The sequence below is a fragment of the Photorhabdus sp. S10-54 genome (assembly GCF_963878145.1).
Taxonomy (GTDB): Bacteria; Pseudomonadota; Gammaproteobacteria; order Enterobacterales; family Enterobacteriaceae; genus Photorhabdus; species Photorhabdus kayaii.
The window spans coordinates 40358-60027 of sequence record NZ_CAWNXG010000008.1 but is presented as its reverse complement, the minus strand read 5'-3'; the positions used below and the strand labels follow the sequence as shown (position 1 = coordinate 60027).

Genomic DNA, 19670 nt, shown 5'->3' with positions numbered 1-19670 from the left:
GATTTGAGGAAGCGCTAAACGGCAAGATAACGTCTGTGAAATAGTTAGCAGCTCAAATCCCTACGCCGGTATTAGCCGGATCAGGTTCGGCGGGTTTACTCTCAGCAAGGCTGTTTTAAACAGCCAGCACCCCGTTGAGATGGCGCTATTGTAGAGATTTAGCTAGCGACTGCAAAGTCCAATGATAGAGGTTTACCACTTGAGGGTAGTGTGAAACAATTAGTCATCTTTCAAATTTAGTTTATCGAGGTAGTCTGGTGATCGATGATGATGGCTACCGCCCGAATGTAGGAATTGTAATTTGTAATCGGCAAGGCCAGGTTTTGTGGGCCCGGCGTTATGGGCAGCATTCCTGGCAATTTCCTCAAGGGGGAATTAATCCGGGGGAATCACCAGAACAGGCTATGTACCGGGAACTGTATGAAGAAGTGGGGCTAGGTCGGAAAGATGTACGCATTCTGGCCTCTACTCGTAATTGGTTACGTTACAAATTACCCAAGCGTTTGGTGCGTTGGGATACACGACCTGTCTGTATTGGTCAAAAGCAGCGATGGTTTTTATTACAACTGCTCTGTAATGAAGAAGATATTAATGTGCAACACAGTAATACCCCGGAGTTCGATGGTTGGCGTTGGGTCAGCTATTGGTATCCTGTTCGGCAGGTAGTCTCTTTTAAGCGTGATGTTTATCGGCGCGTGATGAAAGAGTTTGCTTCGGTTGTAATGCCAATGCAGGAAAGCGTATCTCTGCCACGTTCTTCGTATTTTTACCGCCGCAAAAGAAGTTAGGTGAGTTCCATGCTCATGCGTTTACGGGAAATTGTTGAAAAAGTTGCTATGGCAACCAATCTGGCCGAAGCGCTTGAGCTATTGGTGAACGAGACCTGTCTGGCAATGAGCACGGATGTCTGTTCTATCTATCTTGCTGATCATCAACGGCGGTGTTATTACCTGATGGCAACCCGAGGGTTGAGGAAACCCCGAGGAAGGACTATCAGTTTGGCTTTTGGTGAAGGAGTTGTCGGGCAAGTTGGTCAATTGTCTGAACTGATTAATCTGGCGGATGTCCGCAGCCATCCAAGTTTCAAATATTTGCCTCAAGTTAAAGAGGATAGCTTTCGCGCCTTTTTGGGCGTTCCCGTGGTTTACCACCGTCAGTTGCAAGGTGTTTTGGTCGTTCAGCAGCAGGAACAACGCTTGTTTAATGAAACCGAAGAGTCCTTTATGGTGACGCTTGCGACACAACTCGCGGTGATCCTTGCTCAAGCTCAGACTAAAGGCTTGTTTGGTCGATATCGGCAGACCAGAATTAAAGCATTGGCAATTTCCAATGGCATCGTGATGGCTCAGGGATGGCAAGATTGCTCCCAACCCTCACTTGACCAAATTTTTGAAGCCTCAACCCTTGATCATGCAGCAGAACGTTCTCGTTTAATTCAGGCACTGGAAGATGCAACAGCAGAATGTCGTCGGCTCAGTAAACGTTTTACCGCGGGTTCTCAAAAAGAGAGCGCCGCGATTTTTGATCTTTATTCCTACCTTTTGAATGATCCCCAGTTGAAACAAGATCTGTTCTCCTGTGTTGAACAGGGCTCTGTTGCGCAATGGGCTGTTAAACAAGTTATTGAGAAATACGCAGAACAATTTTCCTGCTTGCAGGATGCTTATATGCGGGAAAGAGCATCAGATTTACGGGCACTTGGACAGCGATTATTATTTCATCTGGATGATTCACTTACTGCCAGCCATCAATGGCCTGAATGGTTCATTCTGGTTGCAGATGAACTGAGTGCTAACCTATTGGCAGAAATGCCGCAGGAAAGGTTAGCAGGGGTTATTGTTCGTGATGGCGCTACTCATTCACACTCTGCCATATTGGTTCGAGCAATGGGTATTCCGGCCATTATGGGGGCGGATGTCCAGCCGGAACTCCTGAACAATCGTATGCTAATTCTTGATGGTTTCCGTGGGGAAGTTTTCATTGAACCTGAACCACTGATTTCGCAGGAATATAAACAGATTATCGAAGAAGAAAAAGCACTTAGCAGACTGGCTGAGGGAGATGTTGAGCAGGAAGCACGGTTAAAAAGTGGCGAGCGCATTTTGGTTCAGCTTAATGCGGGTTTGAGCCTGAAATATGAGTTGCAGATCAGTAATAGTATTGATGGTGTTGGACTCTATCGCACCGAAATACCCTTTATGCTGCACTGTGGTTTCCCATCAGAAGATGAACAAAAAGCGCGTTATCAGGAGATGTTACAATTATTTCCCGATAAGCCAGTGGTATTGCGTACACTTGATATTGGTGCGGATAAACAACTGCCCTATATGCCGATCAGCGAAGAGAACCCTTGTTTGGGATGGCGTGGTATACGAGTGACGCTGGATCAACCGGAGATTTTTCTTATCCAACTGCGGGCAATGCTCAGGGCTAACGCTGATATGGGTAACTTGAAAATCCTGCTGCCAATGGTGACGAGTGTAGAAGAAATTGATGAAGCTAAGCGATTGGTAGACAGAGCGAAAGAGGAAGTCGAGCAAATGCTGGCGCGCCAAATATCTATGCCTCAGCTCGGTGTCATGATTGAGGTTCCTTCGATGATTTTTCTGTTGCCACAACTCAAAAACAGAGTCGATTTTGTGTCTATTGGCACCAATGACCTAACACAATATCTATTGGCAGTGGATCGGAATAACACTCACGTCGCTTCTCTTTATGATTGCTTACATCCGGCGGTGATTCGGGCATTAAAACTGGTATTTGAAAATAGCCAGCGGGCAGGTCTTACGATCAGCATTTGTGGTGAAATGGCAAGTTTCCCTATGGGAGCGCTGTTATTGATTGGTCTTGGCTATCGCAGTTTGAGTATGAGTGGTTGTAGTGTGCCAAGAATTAAGTATTTATTACGTCATCTGGAGCTGGCTCAGGTTGAAAAATTAATGACCGAAATACTACAAGCTGAAACCAGCCTAAGAGTAAAGGAGCTGTCAGCAACGTTTATGGAGCAGCATGGGGTGGGCGGTTTGGTCAGAGGTGGCATTTAATCCGTTTAACGGCCTGTGCTATGATTCTCAATCAATTGCCTTAGGGCATTAACGCTAAATATTAAGTGGGGAAAGATGAGTAACAGCTACCTGGCATTTCCTAATATTGACCCGGTCATTTTTTCAATAGGTCCAATAGCCCTCCATTGGTATGGTTTCATGTACCTGGTTGGGTTTGTATTCGCCATGTGGCTAGCGACACGCAGGGCAGCGAAACCCAATAGTGGTTGGACAAAAAACGAAGTAGAGAACTTGCTTTATGCAGGGTTTGCTGGCGTATTTGTCGGTGGCCGTCTAGGTTACGTCCTGTTTTATAATTTCCCGGCATTTCTCGATAACCCCCTTTATTTGTTTAAAGTTTGGGATGGTGGGATGTCTTTCCACGGTGGTTTAGTGGGGGTTATCTGCGCAATGTGGTGGTTTGGCCGCAGAACGAAACGCCATTTCTTACAAGTTGCTGACTTCATTGCCCCGTTAGTCCCTTTTGGTTTAGGCATGGGGAGAATCGGTAATTTTATTAATGGCGAGTTGTGGGGACGTGTCACATTGGATACGCCGTGGGCGATGTTATTTCCAAGCTCCCGTGGTGAAGATATTGCACTGGCTGCAACAGATCCCTCACTGTTATCAGTACTTGAACAATATGGTGTTCTGCCTCGTCACCCTTCACAGCTTTATGAAATGGTGTTGGAAGGGATCGTTCTGTTCATTATTTTGAATTTATATATCCGTAAACCTCGGCCGATGGGCAGTGTTTCCGGTTTATTCTTAATTGGCTACGGTATTTTCCGAGTGATAGTCGAGCTCTTCCGCCAACCAGATGCGCAACTGGGCTTATTCGACGGGATCAGTATGGGGCAAATTCTTTCTATACCAATGATTCTGGCAGGAATATTAATGATGATATGGGCATACAAACACCAAGGTAATAAGGTACAAGAGGTAAAATGAAACAGTATCTGGACTTAATGAAAAGAGTGCTTGCAGAGGGCACTCCGAAAGCAGACCGCACTGGGACGGGGACACTCTCGATTTTCGGGCATCAGATGCGTTTCAATTTACAGGATGGTTTTCCGCTGGTCACAACTAAACGTTGCCATATCCGCTCAATTATTCATGAACTTCTCTGGTTCCTGCATGGTGATACCAATATTAAATATCTGCATGAAAATGGAGTGACTATTTGGGATGAATGGGCGGATGAAAATGGTGATTTAGGGCCGGTATATGGTAAGCAATGGCGCGCATGGGGGGCCGCGGATGGTCGCCAGATTGACCAACTAAAAACCGTACTGGAACAACTTAAAAGCGATCCAGATTCACGTAGGATCATTGTTTCAGCTTGGAACGTTGGTGAACTAGATAACATGGCATTAGCGCCATGCCACGCTTTCTTCCAGTTTTATGTCGCGGATGGCAAACTTTCCTGCCAGCTTTATCAGCGTTCCTGTGACGTATTCCTTGGCTTACCGTTCAATATTGCCAGCTATGCATTGCTGGTTTATATGATGGCGCAACAGTGTGATCTAGAAGTGGGTGATTTTGTCTGGACTGGTGGTGATACCCATCTTTATAGCAACCATATGGAGCAGACAAAGTTACAACTCAGCCGTGAGCCGCGTTCACTGCCAAAATTGGTGATAAAGCGTAAACCGGAATCACTTTTTGATTATAAATTTGATGACTTTGAAATAGTCGATTATGACCCGCATCCAGGAATAAAGGCTCCGGTTGCTATTTAGTTGTTTGGTTATTAGCAATAATCTGGAGGGAGACTATTGAGTATAAATTGTCTCTCTTTTAATTTTGATGATATAAACACAGACATGCAGAAGTAGAGAAAAAAGGCCATCAACTATTTTTCAAAAGAAAATTTCTCAGAAGAACGTCAGAGATCTGCTTGGCAACTCAGAGTATTTGGAGCGTAGGATGTTTATCATGAAAAATGAGATATCTGAATTGAAACGTGAGAAAGATCAAGCCGATATAAACGCAGAACAGCAGGCGATAGCGTTGCTTAAAATCGCGATGCATCTTGAAATCCATAGGGTATATATTTAAAACATTGAACGCTATACTTAATAAAATATTCTCAATTAATTATTTTCTGGTCTGATATTATTTATTTTTATAGAATAAATTAATAGTAATAACATCCTTATGTCAAGCACTCAATCTTTTCTTTATTATATTCATGAAACTTCTTCCTCATAGCCATATAAGCTTACAATGCATGACAATAATAATAAATAAAAATCGCTATTCTTATTGGTTTTTGCGAAGCTCTACGCAATTTAAATGTAACAATGATAAACTATTATTTTTTTATTGATGCACTCTCGCATAAAATTCAATTATGTATTTATTCTGTGTTTAAAATGAATAAAATGTTTTACGAAAGGAAATAAGGAATTATCAATGGTAAGTAATATGAATATAATCGATCATTATAATATTGATAATCAATCAGGTTTTTCTTTATTGGAATTGATGATCGTTATTGTTTTGGTTTCAATATTTTCCTTATGGGGTGTGCAGGAATGGGGCGATCACCAGGAAAGAGCCAGGTTACAGGAATCAGCACAGAAGATATTGACATTTATATCCAGGCAACAATCTTTGGCAAATTATTTGAACAAAAGGGTGATATTGTGGTTGAAAACTGGAAAAAACTGGTGCATAGCGCTCTCTAATTCGGTATTGGCTAATTGTGATTTAGAAAATGTTGAGGGAATAAGTTCCCCCTATCAGGATGTTATTATTAATTCAGCAACTAAGGATCAGATAGAGTTTCATGGAATAAGAAACACCATGATACCTGCGAGTTTTACTTTGGCGAATTCCGCAGGTGAAATATCCATTATTTTTTCTTCACGAGGTAGGATGAGATCATGTAGTAATAATAAGTTTAATCAAATTCCAGCTTGTGATTAATTATACTTTTTCTACTAAAATAATTGATACTTTATTGGAATAATGAAAAATAAAAATCAATCTGGAATGACATTATTAGAGGTTATTGTAGCGATGGCTATTGGTAGTATTATCTTACTAGCGATTGCTAAAAGTTATCCTATTTTAACTAAACAAATAATGGAGTTATATCAGAGATATCGTTTAGGTTATTTTGTTAAACAAACATTACATATTATAGAAAAGGATATTCGCCGTGCTGGATATTGTCAGCATTATTGTGATGGAAAGCCAATATTCATCGATAATAAAAGTGATGAGAGTGAGGATTCATGCCTGATTATTGCATACGATCTTAACATCAATAACCAATGGGAGCCGCCAGAACACAGTGAATCAGAATTCTTTGGCTATCGTCTTAGCAATAAGTCAGTAGAGTGGAAAAGGGGGGCGGGTAACTGTCAGGAAAATGGCTGGGAAAGGCTGTTTGATCCAAATGAAATAGTGGTAGATTCCTTTAAAGCTGAAAAATTACCGGCAAAAGATGGCTTAGTTTTTATCAAATTGGTGCTTATTGCACATTGGTTTAAACATCCATCGATAAACTACCAATATCAGTCAGTAATACGTTTGCGCAATATCAGGGGATAAGTACCGTGGCTGAGCATTCTCCACATGTCTGTTTTCAATATCAGCAAGGTAATGTATTGCTCATTTCAGTGCTGATATTACTGGCCGTTAGCCTGATGATGTTAAAGGCTTTGCATCATCATCTGGATAACGCTTTAATCATGATGGTCGATGAACGCAGATATCTAAAAGCTTTTCAGCAAGCAGAATCTTCATTGGCATGGGGAATTGCTCAGTCATGGTCACTTGATAGTAATAAAACAGAAGAGTGGTATTGCCAGCAACAACAAGAATTTCATTTGACCAGTTGTTTAAAAAGGCAATCGAGTCATTTTTTTCTACTGAAAGGTATGGCTGATGTGGCATCCGGGCAATCTGTTGGATTATATCAATGGATGAAATTACACTCATCTGGTGGAAGTGATTCCCTTATTCCGGTAGAGAGTGGTTGGCTGGATTTTTGTCCTGAGGTAGATGTGGGATTTTGTTCATGAAGTCAGAGCTTTTTTATGAGCATCAAGCAGGCATGAGTTTGCCCGAAGTGATGATTGCTGTTATGGTCTTTTCGGTCTCTTTATTGGGATTAATGCGTTATCATCAGGCGTTATTATTTGGGTTTCAGCAACATTGGCAGCAATCAAAGGCGGATAAATTATCTTATGGATATTTGGAACAATATGAATTAATTGCAGGTCAAAATGTTTTACCAGAAATAACATTGCCACCGGGATGGCATGCTGAATTTCAGACAGCCTATCCGTTGTCTGGCTGCTATCAGCTTACAGTTATAGTGACAACGCCTTATAATCAGCAAAGTAAAGCAAGCCGATTGATTTGTTCAAATGGGAGTTCTGATGTTTAAGGTTTATCATTCTAACCAATTAGATCTTCTTAAGGAATTGATAGCAATATTGATCGGGGGTAACCCACTGACTGATCCATTTGCGCAGGAAGTCATTTTGGTACAAAGCCCAGGTATGTCACAGTGGATGCAAATCCAACTGGCCGAAAGAATAGGCATATCAGCTAATATTTCATTTCCGCTTCCCGCTACGTTTATTTGGGATATGTTTACCAAAGTATTGCCTGATATTCCTAAAGAGAGTGCTTTTAGTAAAGATGCTATGACATGGAAATTGATGGCGTTATTGCCTCAATTGCTGCCGGAAGCGGAGTTTGTCGCACTCAGGCACTACCTTGATCAAGATTTTGATAAACGGAAGATTCATCAATTAGCTGGACGGGTTGCTGATCTGTTTGACCAATATCTCGTTTATCGTCCGCAATGGTTGGAAAGTTGGCAGCAAGGTCAGCTTATTGATGGCTTGAGTGATAATCAGTTGTGGCAGAAAAGATTATGGCTGGAACTGACGAAATATACTCACCAGTTACAACAACCCCAATGGCATCGTGCTAATTTGTATCAGCGTTTTATTTCGATGCTGGAAAATAATACTGAACTGGAAAATAGTACTGACTTTTCAGCTTGTTTACCGAAGCGGGTATTTATCTGTGGTATTTCTGCCTTACCACCGGTCTATTTACAAGCTTTACAGGCATTGGCACGGCACATTGATATTCACCTGATGTTTACTAATCCATGTAAATATTATTGGGGAGATATTCAGAATTATGCTTTTTTGGCAAAACTGAGTAGCCGTAAACCACGTCATTATAAGAGCGAACAGGAGCTGGAATATTTTAAAGATCCTGGTAATGCTCAATCATTGTTTAACGATGACGGTGAACAAGATGTAAGTAATCCCTTGTTGGCATCGTGGGGACGGTTGGGCCGTGATAATCTCTATTTATTGTCGCAGCTTGAGCAGAGTTCGGATATTCACGCTTTTGTTGAATTAGAACAGGATAATCTATTACATCAATTGCAAAGGGATATTCTCTATCTGGAAGATCATGCCCAAATTGGTTCAACAAAAGAAACATTTGAAAACAGTTTGAAAAAAAGAGTACTTGATCCGTTGGATCGTTCTTTATCTTTCCATGTTTGCCATAGCCCTCAACGTGAAGTGGAAGTTTTACAGGATCAGCTATTGAGATTATTGGAAGATAATCCATCGCTGACGCCAAGGGATATTATTGTGATGGTCGCAGATATTGACAATTATACTCCCTATGTTCAGGCAGTATTTGGTAATGTCTCTGTTGAACGCTATATTCCATTTGCTATTTCTGATCGTAAAGCCCGTCAGGCACATTCGATTTTACAGGCATTTATTACACTGCTTGATTTACCTCAAAGCCGTTTTACAACAGAACAGGTTTTAGCATTGTTGGAAGTACCCGCGCTGGCGAATAAATTTGACGTACATGAAGATGGTTTGCGTTTATTAAGACGTTGGGTTGAAGAATCAGGCGTTCGTTGGGGGCTGGATGACGATAATGTCGAAGAGCTATCTTTACCGGTGACAGGCCAGCATACATGGCGTTTTGGACTGACCCGAATGTTATTGGGTTATGCAATGGATAGCCGGTCGGGTCCTTGGAAAGAGGTATTGCCTTATGATGAATCCAGTGGTTTAGCTGCGGAGCTTGCCGGCCAATTGGCTGAATTTTTAATGCAATTAAGCTATTGGCGCAAAATTCTTGCTGAGAGCCGAGCATTAACAGGTTGGTTACCTGTCTGCCAGCAGTTGCTGGAAACATTTTTTGTATCAGATAATGAGACTGAATTAGTACTGGCAATGATAGAACAGCAATGGCAAAAAGTCATAGTCAATGGCTTGAATGCCCGTTATCAGGAAAGTGTGCCATTAGTTTTATTGCGAGATGAATTGGCACTTCAGTTTGATAATGAAAAAATCAGTCAGCGTTTTCTCGCCGGATCTGTCAATTTTTGTACTCTAATGCCGATGCGTTCTATTCCCTTTAAGGTTGTCTGTTTATTGGGAATGAATGATGGTATCTACCCCCGTTCAATTCCACCGCTTGGATTTGATCTGATGGCGGAAAAAGGTCAGAGGGGAGACAGAAAACGGCGGGATGATGACCGTTATCTATTCCTCGAAGCCTTGATATCTGCCGAACGGTTTCTCTATATCAGCTATATTGGTAAGTCTATTCGTGATGATACGGAATGTAATCCTTCCGTGTTGGTGAATGAATTACTGGATTATGTTTGCCAAAGTTTTTGTTTACCGGGAAATGAAAAACTGAATGTTGATGAAAGTGCTACCCATGTTAGAAAACATCTGTTGTATCTTCATGCCCGCGTTCCATTTGCACCGGAAAATTTTATACCGGGCAGTTATCAGCAAAGCTATGCCGGGGAGTGGTTACCAGCGGCAACTGAGCAAGGTGCAGCATACGCTGAATTTTGCCAATCTATTGAAATGGTGCAAATTCAAGAAATTACACTTGATAATTTGAGCAGTTTTTACCGCCATCCCGTTCGGTTTTTTTTCCAACGTTGCTTGAAAGTAAATTTCGTTATTGAAGAAACGGAATTACCAGAGGAAGAACCTTTCGTTTTAGATAATCTTCAACGTTATCAGTTTAATCAGCTATTGTTGAGTGCGTTAATTGAACAGCAATCGCCTGAACCACTTTTCAATCGGCTGCGTGCTGCTGGAGGATTACCTTTTGGTGCTTTTGGTGAGGTTTATTGGTTAAGACAGCAAAAAGAGATGCAGCCTTTGGCGGATAAAATTCGTGAACAACAAATGGAAACTTTATCTGTCGATTTACATCATGATTTAGGCCAGATGATTCTGACGGGGCGTATTAATAAGGTACAACCGGATGGTTTGCTACGTTGGCGGCCTGCCAGTTTGACAGCCAATGATGGTATGCAATTGTGGATTGAGCATCTGGCTTATTGTCTGACAGGTGGTGAGGGTGAAAGTCGCAGCTATGGGCGTGATGGCAACGAATGGCGTTTTGCTCCTGTACCTTCAGAGCAAGCTAAAGATTATCTGAATCAATTGATTGAAGGCTATCAGCGAGGAATATCCGAGCCTTTACCGCTGTTTTGTAAAAGTGGTTGGGCGTGGCTTTCAGCATGTATGAATAAAGAGACTGGTGAGATTGATGATAGTGATGAAATTCAATCAAAAGCTGAAAGCCAGTTATTGAAAGCATGGCTTGGAGATCAAGGACGCAGAGGCGAAGGGGATGATCCTTATATTCAGAGGGCTTTCAGGCAAGTGGATAAATCATTTTTGGCAAAACTTAAACAGGAAGCGCTCAGTTATTTGTTACCGATAGCGCGATATCAGAATACATAGGGAGAATATCAAATAATGCATAAACATTTTGTTCGCATGATAACTGTGATGTTCCTGCTTTTTTGGGGAACGGAGAGTTATGCGCAAACACCACAATCACCACAACTACAGTGGCAGCTACTGCAAGAGACAATTTATAAAAGCGAAAATGATCATCGTCAGTATCAGGGAATCAGATTGGCAAACAATATGACGGTCTTGCTGGTATCTGATGAGAAGGCAACCAAATCTCTGGCAGCGGTAGCAATTCCGGTTGGTAGTATGGAAAACCCTGACAGCCAGCTCGGGCTTGCACATTATCTGGAACATATGGTTCTGATGGGATCTGAACATTATCCACAATCAGGTGATTTATCTGAATTTTTGCAAAAACATGGTGGTAGCTATAATGCCAGCACGGCTTCTTACCGCACGGCTTTTTATCTTGAAGTAGAAAATGAAGCGTTAGCTCAAGCCACAGATCGTCTGGCTGATGCACTGGCTGAGCCGTTACTTGACCCAGTGAATGCAGATCGGGAGCGAAACGCGGTTAATGCAGAGCTGACAATGGCGCGTTCGCGTGATGGGATGCGGGTTGCTCAAATACGAGCAGAAACGCTGAATCCTAAGCATCCCAATGCCCGTTTTTCTGGTGGTAATCTAGAAACATTGAAAGATAAACCAGGGAGTCAATTACAGACAGAACTGGTGGATTTCTATCAGCGTTATTATTCAGCCAATCTGATGAAAGGTGTCATTTACGGTAACCAGCCTATCGATAAACTGACTCAAATTGCTGTTGATACTTTTGGTCGGATACCTGACAGAAAAGCGAGTGTGCCGCTGATTACTGTTCCGGCAGTCACGGAAAAAGAGAAAGGCATTATCATCCATTATGTTCCTGCTCAACCGCAAAAGGCATTGCAACTGGAGTTCAGCATTGACAATAACAGTGCTGATTTCCGCAGTAAAACTGATGAATATCTTGGTTATGTGATAGGCAACCGTAGCCTGAATACATTGTCAGACTGGCTGCAAACTCAAGGGTTAGCAGAAAGTATCAGTGCTGGTGCGGAACCTATGGTTGATCGTAACAAAGGTATCTTTTTTATTTATGTGACGTTGACAGACAAAGGGCTTGCGCAACGGGATCAGGTTGTTGCGGCTATTTTTGCTTATATTAATTTATTAAAACAAAAAGGCATCCAGAAAAGTTATTTTGATGAGATCGCAAAGGTTTTGAATCTGTCTTTCCGATATGGCTCCATTGTTCGTGATATGCATTATATCGAATGGTTATCGGATGCTATGTTGCGGGTTCCTGTTTCCAATGTACTTAATGCCGGTTATTTGGCTGATGACTATGACCCGGAAGCAATCGCCAACCGACTTGATGAATTGACTTCTGAAAATGCGCGTATCTGGTATATCAGCCCAAAAGAGCCGCATAATAAACAGGCTTATTTTGTTCAGGCACCTTATCAGGTTGATCGAATTACATCTCAGCAGCGAGTTAAATGGCAGCAATTAGAGGCACAGATGAGCTTTTCTCTGCCAGCACCAAATCCTTATATTGCTGATGATTTGAAGCTGATAAAAGCAGACAAGAGTCAAAAACATCCAGAGATGATTCTTGAACAACAAAGCGTTCGCCTGTTCTACATGCCGAGCCAATATTTTGCTGATGAGCCTAAGGCTAGCATTACGTTAGATTTACGTAACGCAAAAAGTTTGGATAGCGCCCGTGAGCAGGTCACTTCCTCTTTGCTTGATTATTTGGCGGGGCTTTCCCTTGACCAGCTTAGTTATCAGGCTTCTGTTGCTGGAATGAATATTTTTACGAGTTCATCACAGGGAGTGCAACTAGGAGTAAGCGGTTACACTCAAAATTTGCCGGAACTTTTAACCTCTTTAATCAGTAATTACATAGCATTTACGCCAACTGAGAGTCAACTGGAGCAAGCTAAGTCTTGGTATCGTGAACAGATAGAAGTTTCCAATAACGCTAAAGCTTATGAAATGGCTATGCAGCCGTTGAAGCGCCTTTCTGTGGTGCCATATACGGAACAGTCTACTCGTCTGAAGGTGCTGGAAACTATCACTATTCAGGATATTGTTACGTATCGTCATGAAATGATAAAAAATGCTGCTTTGCAGATGATGATCATTGGAAACTTGGCCGAACAACAGAGCAAAGTGATTGCCGAATCTGCTCATAACCAACTAGCAAATCAAGGAAATGACTGGTGGATTGGGGATAAGGTGGTGATTGATAAAAATTACCCGGTCAATTTCCAGCGCGTTGGCAGTAGCACCGATGGTGCTTTGGCAGAGGTTTATATTCCGACAGGTTATAACCGTATAGAAAGTTATGTTTATTCCAGTTTGTTGAGCAATATGCTCCAACCGTGGTTCTATGATCAATTAAGAACAACAGAGCAACTGGGGTATGCGGTGTTTGCTTTCAATACCAGTGTGGGGGAACAGTGGGGGTTGGGGTTCCTGTTACAAAGTAATAGTAGGCAACCAAAATATTTGAATCAGCGTTATCAAGATTTCTATCAGAACGCCGGTAATAAATTGAAAGCAATGTCTCAAGCTGATTTTGAACAGTACAAGAGTGCGCTGATTAATGAAAAGCAGCAACCGCCACAAACTTTCTATGCCGAAGTTGCCCGCTTCTCTGGTGATTTCAGCCGCAATAACTTTAATTTTGATAGCAGAGATAAAATGCTTGAGATTCTAAAGAAAACTACACAACAGCAACTGATTAATTTCTATCGGAATGCGGTAATCGAACATCGGGGGCTGTCATTAATTTCACAAGTGATTGGTAAATCAGGAAACTTGGATGGATATGCGAAATTGAAAGGTTGGAAAACCTATCAGAATGTGACTGAATTTCAGAAACGGTTACCTGTTGAGGTAAGAGAGCAGTGATCACAGAGATATCTGTTCACAGGCTTAATGTATTAACTCTGCCGCTGAATGGTCAGCGGCTGATCGAAGCATCGGCCGGGACGGGTAAAACCTACACTATCGGTATCTTATATTTGCGTCTTTTACTTGGACTGGGAAAAGATGCTGCTTTTTCACGGCCTTTGAGTGTGGAAGAGATTCTGGTGGTTACTTTTACTGAGGCAGCAACAAATGAGTTACGTGGGCGTATCCGTGAAAATATTCATAAACTTCGCCTCGCTTGTATTCGAAACGAAGTAGAAGATGCAGAACCAGCCTATCAACAGCTATTGGATGAAATCCCAGATAAAGGGAGGGCGGCTATCTGGTTACTGGCTGCAGAGCGGCAAATGGATGAAGCGGCGATTTATACTATTCATGGTTTTTGTCAGAGAATGTTGGCACATAATGCTTTTGAATCTGGGATCTTGTTTGAACAGACATTAATTCAGGATCAACAGCCATTAGAACGGCAGGGGTGTGCCGATTTCTGGCGGCGCCATTGTTATCCATTGCCGTTATCAATGGCACAGGTAATCAGTCAGGAGTGGAGTGGGCCTGAAGCTCTGATGGCTGAATTACATCCTTATTTACAAGGGGATATGCCATATATTGTTAATGCGCCGGACAGTGATGAAACGTTGTTAAGTCGCCATGAAAAAATTATCCAGTTGATCAGCGATGTTAAATACCAATGGAATGAAGTTGCTGGAGAATTGCACGATTTAATTGCGGGCTCTGGTGTTGATAAAAGAAGTTACAGTAGTAAGCACTTACCAAATTGGTTGAATAGTGTCTCGGATTGGACTCAAGCGCCTACAGAGGATTATCTGTTGCCAAAAGCATTGGAGAAATTCCGACAGTCGGTATTGGCAGAAAAGACAAAAAAAGGTGAGGTGCCTGAACATTCACTTTTTGTTGCGATAGATGATTTATATAAGCAGCCACTTACTTTACGTGATTTGATTATCTCCAAGGCTATTATTGAGATTCGCCAATCAATCTGTCAGGAAAAATTAACGCGTGGTCAGATGGGGTTTGATGATTTATTAACCCGTCTTGATGATGCTCTGAGAGGCCCTGGCAGTGATTTGCTTGCTGAGACAATTCGCCGACGCTATCCGGTTGCGTTGATCGACGAATTTCAGGATACCGACCCACAGCAATACCGGATTTTTCATACCATCTATGGCAGTCAGTCTGAAAATGGGTTGCTGTTTATCGGCGATCCTAAACAAGCTATTTATGCATTTCGTGGCGCAGATATTTTCACTTATATTCGTGCCCGTTCTCAGGTAAGTGCTCACTATACTCTGGAAACAAACTGGCGCTCAGCCTATTCAATGGTACAGGCAGTAAATAAGCTATTTATGCGTTCGGAAAACCCATTTTTGTTTGAGCAGATCCCTTTTATTGAGGTTTCCGCGGCAGAGAAAAATCGAGCACTTTCTTTTCGTTATGACGGCGAAGGACAGGCTGCATTAAATTTCTGGTTACAACCAGGAGAAGGTGTTTCTACTGGAGATTATGAGCAAACGATGTCACGGCTCTGTGCTGCGCAAATTCGTGATTGGTTGCAGGCAGGTAGTGAAGGGCGGGCTTTATTACATAAAAGTGAAGGTTCTCGACCTGTGACGGCTGCTGATATTACGGTTTTGGTGCGTAGCAGAAAGGAAGCTACACTGATCCGTAATGCACTTAACCTGTTATCTATTCCTTCTGTATTTCTTTCTAACCGAGAAAGTGTATTTGCTACCGCGGAAGCCAAGGATATTCTCTGGTTATTACAAGCGGTGTTATCACCAGAGAAAGAGCGGGTTTTGAGAAGTGCGCTTGCCAGTGGTTTGTTTGGTTTGACCGCTCGACAGATAGACAAACTAAATCATGATGAGAAGGTGTGGGACCAGTTAGTTGATGAGTTTGATGGCTACTTTCGTCTGTGGCAACGCCGTGGCGTGTTACCTATGTTACGAGCGGTAATCGCCAACCATCATATTGCTGAGAACCTGCTTGCCAGTTATGACGGTGAACGGCGTTTGACAGATGTGATGCATATTGGTGAGTTGTTGCAGGAGATATCTTTACAACTTGATAGTGAACATGTAGTCACCCGCTGGTTGGCTCAGCAAATCTCTCATCCTGATCCACAATCTGAAAATCAGCAGATGCGGCTGGAAAGCGATCGTCATTTGGTACAAATTTGTACTATCCATAAATCTAAAGGTCTGGAATATCCGCTAGTATGGCTGCCATTTGTCTGTAATTTCAGGGAGCAGAAGCGGGCGATATATCATGATCGTACAAGCTTTAATGCTTGCCTCGATATCTTTCCTGACGACGAGACGATTGAGCTGGCGGAACAAGAGCGATTGGCAGAGGATTTACGTTTACTCTATGTCGCATTGACGCGTTCTGTTTACCATTGCAGTGTCGGCGTGGCTCCGCTGATAAAAGGCAATAAGAAAAAGATCGGCGATACTGATCTGCATCAGTGTGCTCTAGGCTACCTGTTGCAAAAGGGAGTAAAAGGGGATGCTGATTTTCTGGCAACATCGCTTAAAGAATTAAGTGGGGATGGCATCGTTGTATCGTTAATCAATGATACTGACGATCATCCTTGGCAGTCGCCAAGTAAAAATGATTTAGTCCTGTCGGCCCGGCAATTTAAACGCAGAGTTCAGGATGAGTGGCGTATTACCAGTTATTCTGGTTTACGAAACTCTGTGGTTCATCGTGGTAATGCTTCTGCTTATTTTGCTGGAGAAGAATTTATTGACGTGATTGTCCAGTCTATTGCGCCAAAGCTTGATGTTGATGCTAGTGGTGAAAAGCAGTTAGCAGAACAACCTGAAATGACGCCACATACATTCCCTCGGGGAGCCTCTGCGGGGACTTTTTTACACGCTATTTTAGAAGAAATTAGTTTCAGCCAACGACCTGATGAAAAATGGTTGGCAGAACAACTGCAATCAGCCGGATTTGATGAACGCTGGAATGCGACATTACAGCAATGGATGACCGACATTTTTACCATTCCATTGAATGATGAAGGAATGCAGCTTGCAAAAATTCCGCTGCATCATCAACAGGATGAAATGCAGTTTTATCTGCCGGTTGAGCAACTTTTGCGCTCTCAGACATTGGATACACTGATGCGTCGTTATGATCCGATTTCTGCTCGTTGCCCCCCACTGGAATTTCAACAGGTGAAAGGGATGCTGAAAGGGTTTATTGATTTAGTTTTCTGTTGGCAAGGCAAATTCTACGTGCTGGATTACAAATCAAACTGGTTGGGGGAGGAGAGTCAATCTTATACCCGCCAGGCAATGGAAATAGCCATGATTGAGCATCGCTATGACCTGCAATATCAACTTTATACACTAGCATTACATCGTTACTTGCGTCACAGGTTGGCTAGTTATGACTACCAACAACATTTCGGCGGTGTGATTTATCTGTTTCTGAGGGGGATAGATAAGCAACAGCCGGGGAATGGTATTTTCAATTGTCGGCTATCGGCTGAATTTGTTGATGCTTTGGATCTGCTTTTCAGTGGTAATGAACAGTCTGAAAAAGAGAAAAATTGATGATTTCGTTATTACAACAGGCAGTAAACCTCAGACTTTTGCGTTCATTGGACTTACAGTTTGCTCATGCATTGATTGAGGATAAAGATCCTGTTTTGTTGTTGGTGATGGCGTTGTTGAGCGCCGAAACTGGTACCGGGCATGTTTGCCTGCCGGTTAATCGGATAACGCCAGAATATTTTTTTGATGGGCGACATCGTGAATTTGCAGAGCAATTATGGCGAGCTGCGGGAAAACCTGATGAGCAGAGTTTGCTGATAGCACTGGAAAATTGTGCTGCTGTTAGTGATGGATTTCAACCAACGCCTGTGGTGCTTTCCCATGACCGGCTTTATTTGCAGAGAATGTGGCAAAGTGAATGTCAGGTGGCGGCTTTCTTTTCCGGCAACCAACCAACCGATAATATTCAGGAACAGCAACTGAGAACTGTTTTAGATGAATTATTCATATTGCCTGAGGAAACGGTGGATTGGCAAAAGGTGGCTGCGGCTGTCGCGGTGACTAGCAGAATTTCGGTTATTTCTGGCGGACCGGGAACCGGAAAAACAACGACAGTTGCTAAGTTATTGGCTGCCTTAATCAAACTTAATCCTGATAAAAAGCAGGTTATCCAACTGGCAGCGCCGACTGGAAAGGCAGCTGCCAGATTGACCGAATCTCTTAATAGTGCGGTCAGAAAATTGCCTCTGACGGAGAAACAGTTTGCATATATGCCAGATCAGGCGCAGACGATTCATCGGTTGTTGGGAGCTCAACCTGATAGCCAGCGATTGCGCTATGACCGGGATAACCCATTGAATCTGGATGTGCTGGTGGTGGATGAAGCTTCAATGGTGGATTTACCCATGATGGCTAGGTTGATTGATGCATTGCCACCGAAAGCGAAAATTGTTCTGCTGGGTGACCGAGATCAATTGGCATCAGTGGAAGCAGGCGCGGTGTTGGGTGATATTTGCCGTTTTGCTGAACTGGGATACAGCATAACGAGGGCACAACAACTAAGCAGATTGACAGGATGTCGGTTAGTTGCGGGTGATCAGCAAAATATTCCAGAGGTTCGTGAACATTTATGTCTTTTACGCAAAAGTTACCGCTTTAATGTAGATTCTGGAATTGGTCAGTTGGCTGCGGCTGTTAATCAGGGAAAGAGTCGGCAAGCTCTCTCTATTTTGCAGCAACTGTTGAAGGATATCTGTTTTTACCCATTGTCCGACGATGAAGATTATCAGCGGTTGCTGACAGAAACGGTATCGGGTTATCACGCTTACTTGTGTCTGGTGGCAAAGCAGGCACCTGTCAAAGAGATTTTAGATGAATTTAACCGCTATCGTTTGTTGTGTGCGCTTAGAGAAGGGCCATTTGGTGTCGCTGGGCTTAACGAGCGTATAGAACAGCTATTGCATCGTCAGGGGCTTATTCGTCGCCCAGTCGGGACTTTCAGCCGTGGTTATGCAGGCCGCCCCATCATGATATCGCGTAATGACAGCACATTGGGCCTGTTTAATGGTGATATCGGTATTATGCTCAGAGACGAAAATCATGAACTGCGCGCTTATTTTCAGCTGCCTGATGGACAGATTAAAGGAATCCAGCCAAGTCGTTTACCACAACATGAAACTGCGTATGTGATGACCGTACATAAATCGCAGGGCTCAGAATTTGACCATACAGCTTTAGTATTGCCAACGCAGTTTGTGCCGGTTGTCAGCCGTGAACTGGTTTATACAGCGATAACCCGTGCCAGAGAAAAACTAACTCTTTATGCACATGAAGCGGTATTGCGTCAGGCAATCCAGACGCCAACTCAAAGGCGAAGTGGATTAGCAGAGCGGCTTAGCTTACAGGTGGATTAGCGCTTGCCCAGATAGACTAATTTGTGCAAAAAAATTTATATATTAATGATGCGGTCATATCTTCCCTGACGTTTTTTGATCGCTATTTGCGCAGCTGTTGGATTGGGCTTTTTAAGCCTGACAAGTATATCATTAATTATTTTAATGAATTTTCTGATTTGCCGTACTAACTTCGGTAAATATGCCTTTTATTTTTGTAAAAAGTTCTCGATTGGGTGATTGCAAAACCCTCGCGCAGTGATCTATAGATTATATTGACCTATGCAAGACAAATGTATCTTAAACCTGCCTATATGCCAAATTTTGGCTAATTTCTAACTAAAATATCCTTTATTCGTTTTTTGAGTTGAGTGATTATTGCTCGTAATGTTCAGTCGGTAATACCGATTAGTTTCATTGTGATGGCGATAACTGATCGATATCTTAATTTCACCGATTCAAAAATCGTTGCAATGACTGAAT

General features: G+C 42.5%; 13 protein-coding genes and 1 riboswitch. All 13 genes read left to right on the top strand.

Going from position 1 to position 19670, the window contains the following annotated elements; genetic code table 11:
* Nucleotides 1-39: 39 nt before the first annotated feature.
* Nucleotides 40-144: riboswitch (TPP riboswitch) on the bottom strand.
* Between the two features lie 113 nt (nucleotides 145-257).
* Nucleotides 258-788 (top strand): RNA pyrophosphohydrolase, encoded by a 531-nt coding sequence (gene rppH / locus AACQ83_RS06250; protein ID WP_112876470.1) that lies wholly within the window; start codon nucleotides 258-260, stop codon nucleotides 786-788.
* Between the two features lie 9 nt (nucleotides 789-797).
* Nucleotides 798-3044, top strand: coding sequence for a phosphoenolpyruvate--protein phosphotransferase (gene ptsP, locus AACQ83_RS06245; RefSeq protein ID WP_112876471.1), 2247 nt, complete (start codon nucleotides 798-800; stop codon nucleotides 3042-3044).
* Nucleotides 3045-3119: 75 nt separating this feature from the next.
* Nucleotides 3120-3995, top strand: a complete 876-nt coding sequence (gene lgt, locus AACQ83_RS06240; RefSeq protein ID WP_112876472.1) for a prolipoprotein diacylglyceryl transferase — start codon at nucleotides 3120-3122, stop codon at nucleotides 3993-3995.
* The gene (gene thyA / locus AACQ83_RS06235) at nucleotides 3992-4786 is read left to right on the top strand and encodes a thymidylate synthase (protein WP_112876473.1); all 795 of its coding nucleotides are present in this window, start codon (nucleotides 3992-3994) and stop codon (nucleotides 4784-4786) included. Before lgt ends, thyA begins: the two co-directional genes overlap by 4 nt.
* A gap of 196 nt (nucleotides 4787-4982) precedes the next feature.
* Entirely contained in the window at nucleotides 4983-5105 is a 123-nt protein-coding gene (locus tag AACQ83_RS06230) for a hypothetical protein (protein ID WP_255566856.1), read from the top strand.
* Between the two features lie 357 nt (nucleotides 5106-5462).
* Complete coding sequence (locus AACQ83_RS06225) at nucleotides 5463-5978, top strand: prepilin peptidase-dependent protein (RefSeq protein ID WP_112876474.1); 516 nt, start codon at nucleotides 5463-5465, stop codon at nucleotides 5976-5978.
* A gap of 42 nt (nucleotides 5979-6020) precedes the next feature.
* Nucleotides 6021-6608, top strand: a complete 588-nt coding sequence (locus AACQ83_RS06220) for a prepilin peptidase-dependent protein (RefSeq protein ID WP_112876475.1) — start codon at nucleotides 6021-6023, stop codon at nucleotides 6606-6608.
* A gap of 5 nt (nucleotides 6609-6613) precedes the next feature.
* Entirely contained in the window at nucleotides 6614-7081 is a 468-nt protein-coding gene (locus tag AACQ83_RS06215; RefSeq protein ID WP_112876476.1) for a YgdB family protein, read from the top strand.
* Nucleotides 7078-7449: a prepilin-type N-terminal cleavage/methylation domain-containing protein gene (locus AACQ83_RS06210; RefSeq protein WP_112876477.1), complete on the top strand. Its 372-nt coding sequence runs from the start codon at nucleotides 7078-7080 to the stop codon at nucleotides 7447-7449. Before AACQ83_RS06215 ends, AACQ83_RS06210 begins: the two co-directional genes overlap by 4 nt.
* On the top strand, nucleotides 7442-10831 hold the full coding sequence (recC, locus tag AACQ83_RS06205; protein WP_112876478.1) for an exodeoxyribonuclease V subunit gamma: 3390 nt from the start codon (nucleotides 7442-7444) through the stop codon (nucleotides 10829-10831). The genes AACQ83_RS06210 and recC overlap by 8 nt, the downstream gene beginning before the upstream one ends.
* Nucleotides 10832-10846: 15 nt before the next feature.
* On the top strand, nucleotides 10847-13750 hold the full coding sequence (gene ptrA, locus AACQ83_RS06200; protein WP_112876479.1) for a pitrilysin: 2904 nt from the start codon (nucleotides 10847-10849) through the stop codon (nucleotides 13748-13750).
* Nucleotides 13750-17355 carry an exodeoxyribonuclease V subunit beta gene (recB, locus tag AACQ83_RS06195; RefSeq protein WP_192880983.1) on the top strand — a complete coding sequence of 1202 codons (3606 nt, stop codon included), beginning with the start codon at nucleotides 13750-13752 and terminating at the stop codon, nucleotides 17353-17355. The genes ptrA and recB overlap by 1 nt, the downstream gene beginning before the upstream one ends.
* Entirely contained in the window at nucleotides 17355-19208 is a 1854-nt protein-coding gene (gene recD, locus AACQ83_RS06190; protein ID WP_112876481.1) for an exodeoxyribonuclease V subunit alpha, read from the top strand. Before recB ends, recD begins: the two co-directional genes overlap by 1 nt.
* The last annotated feature ends 462 nt before the right edge of the window (nucleotides 19209-19670 follow it).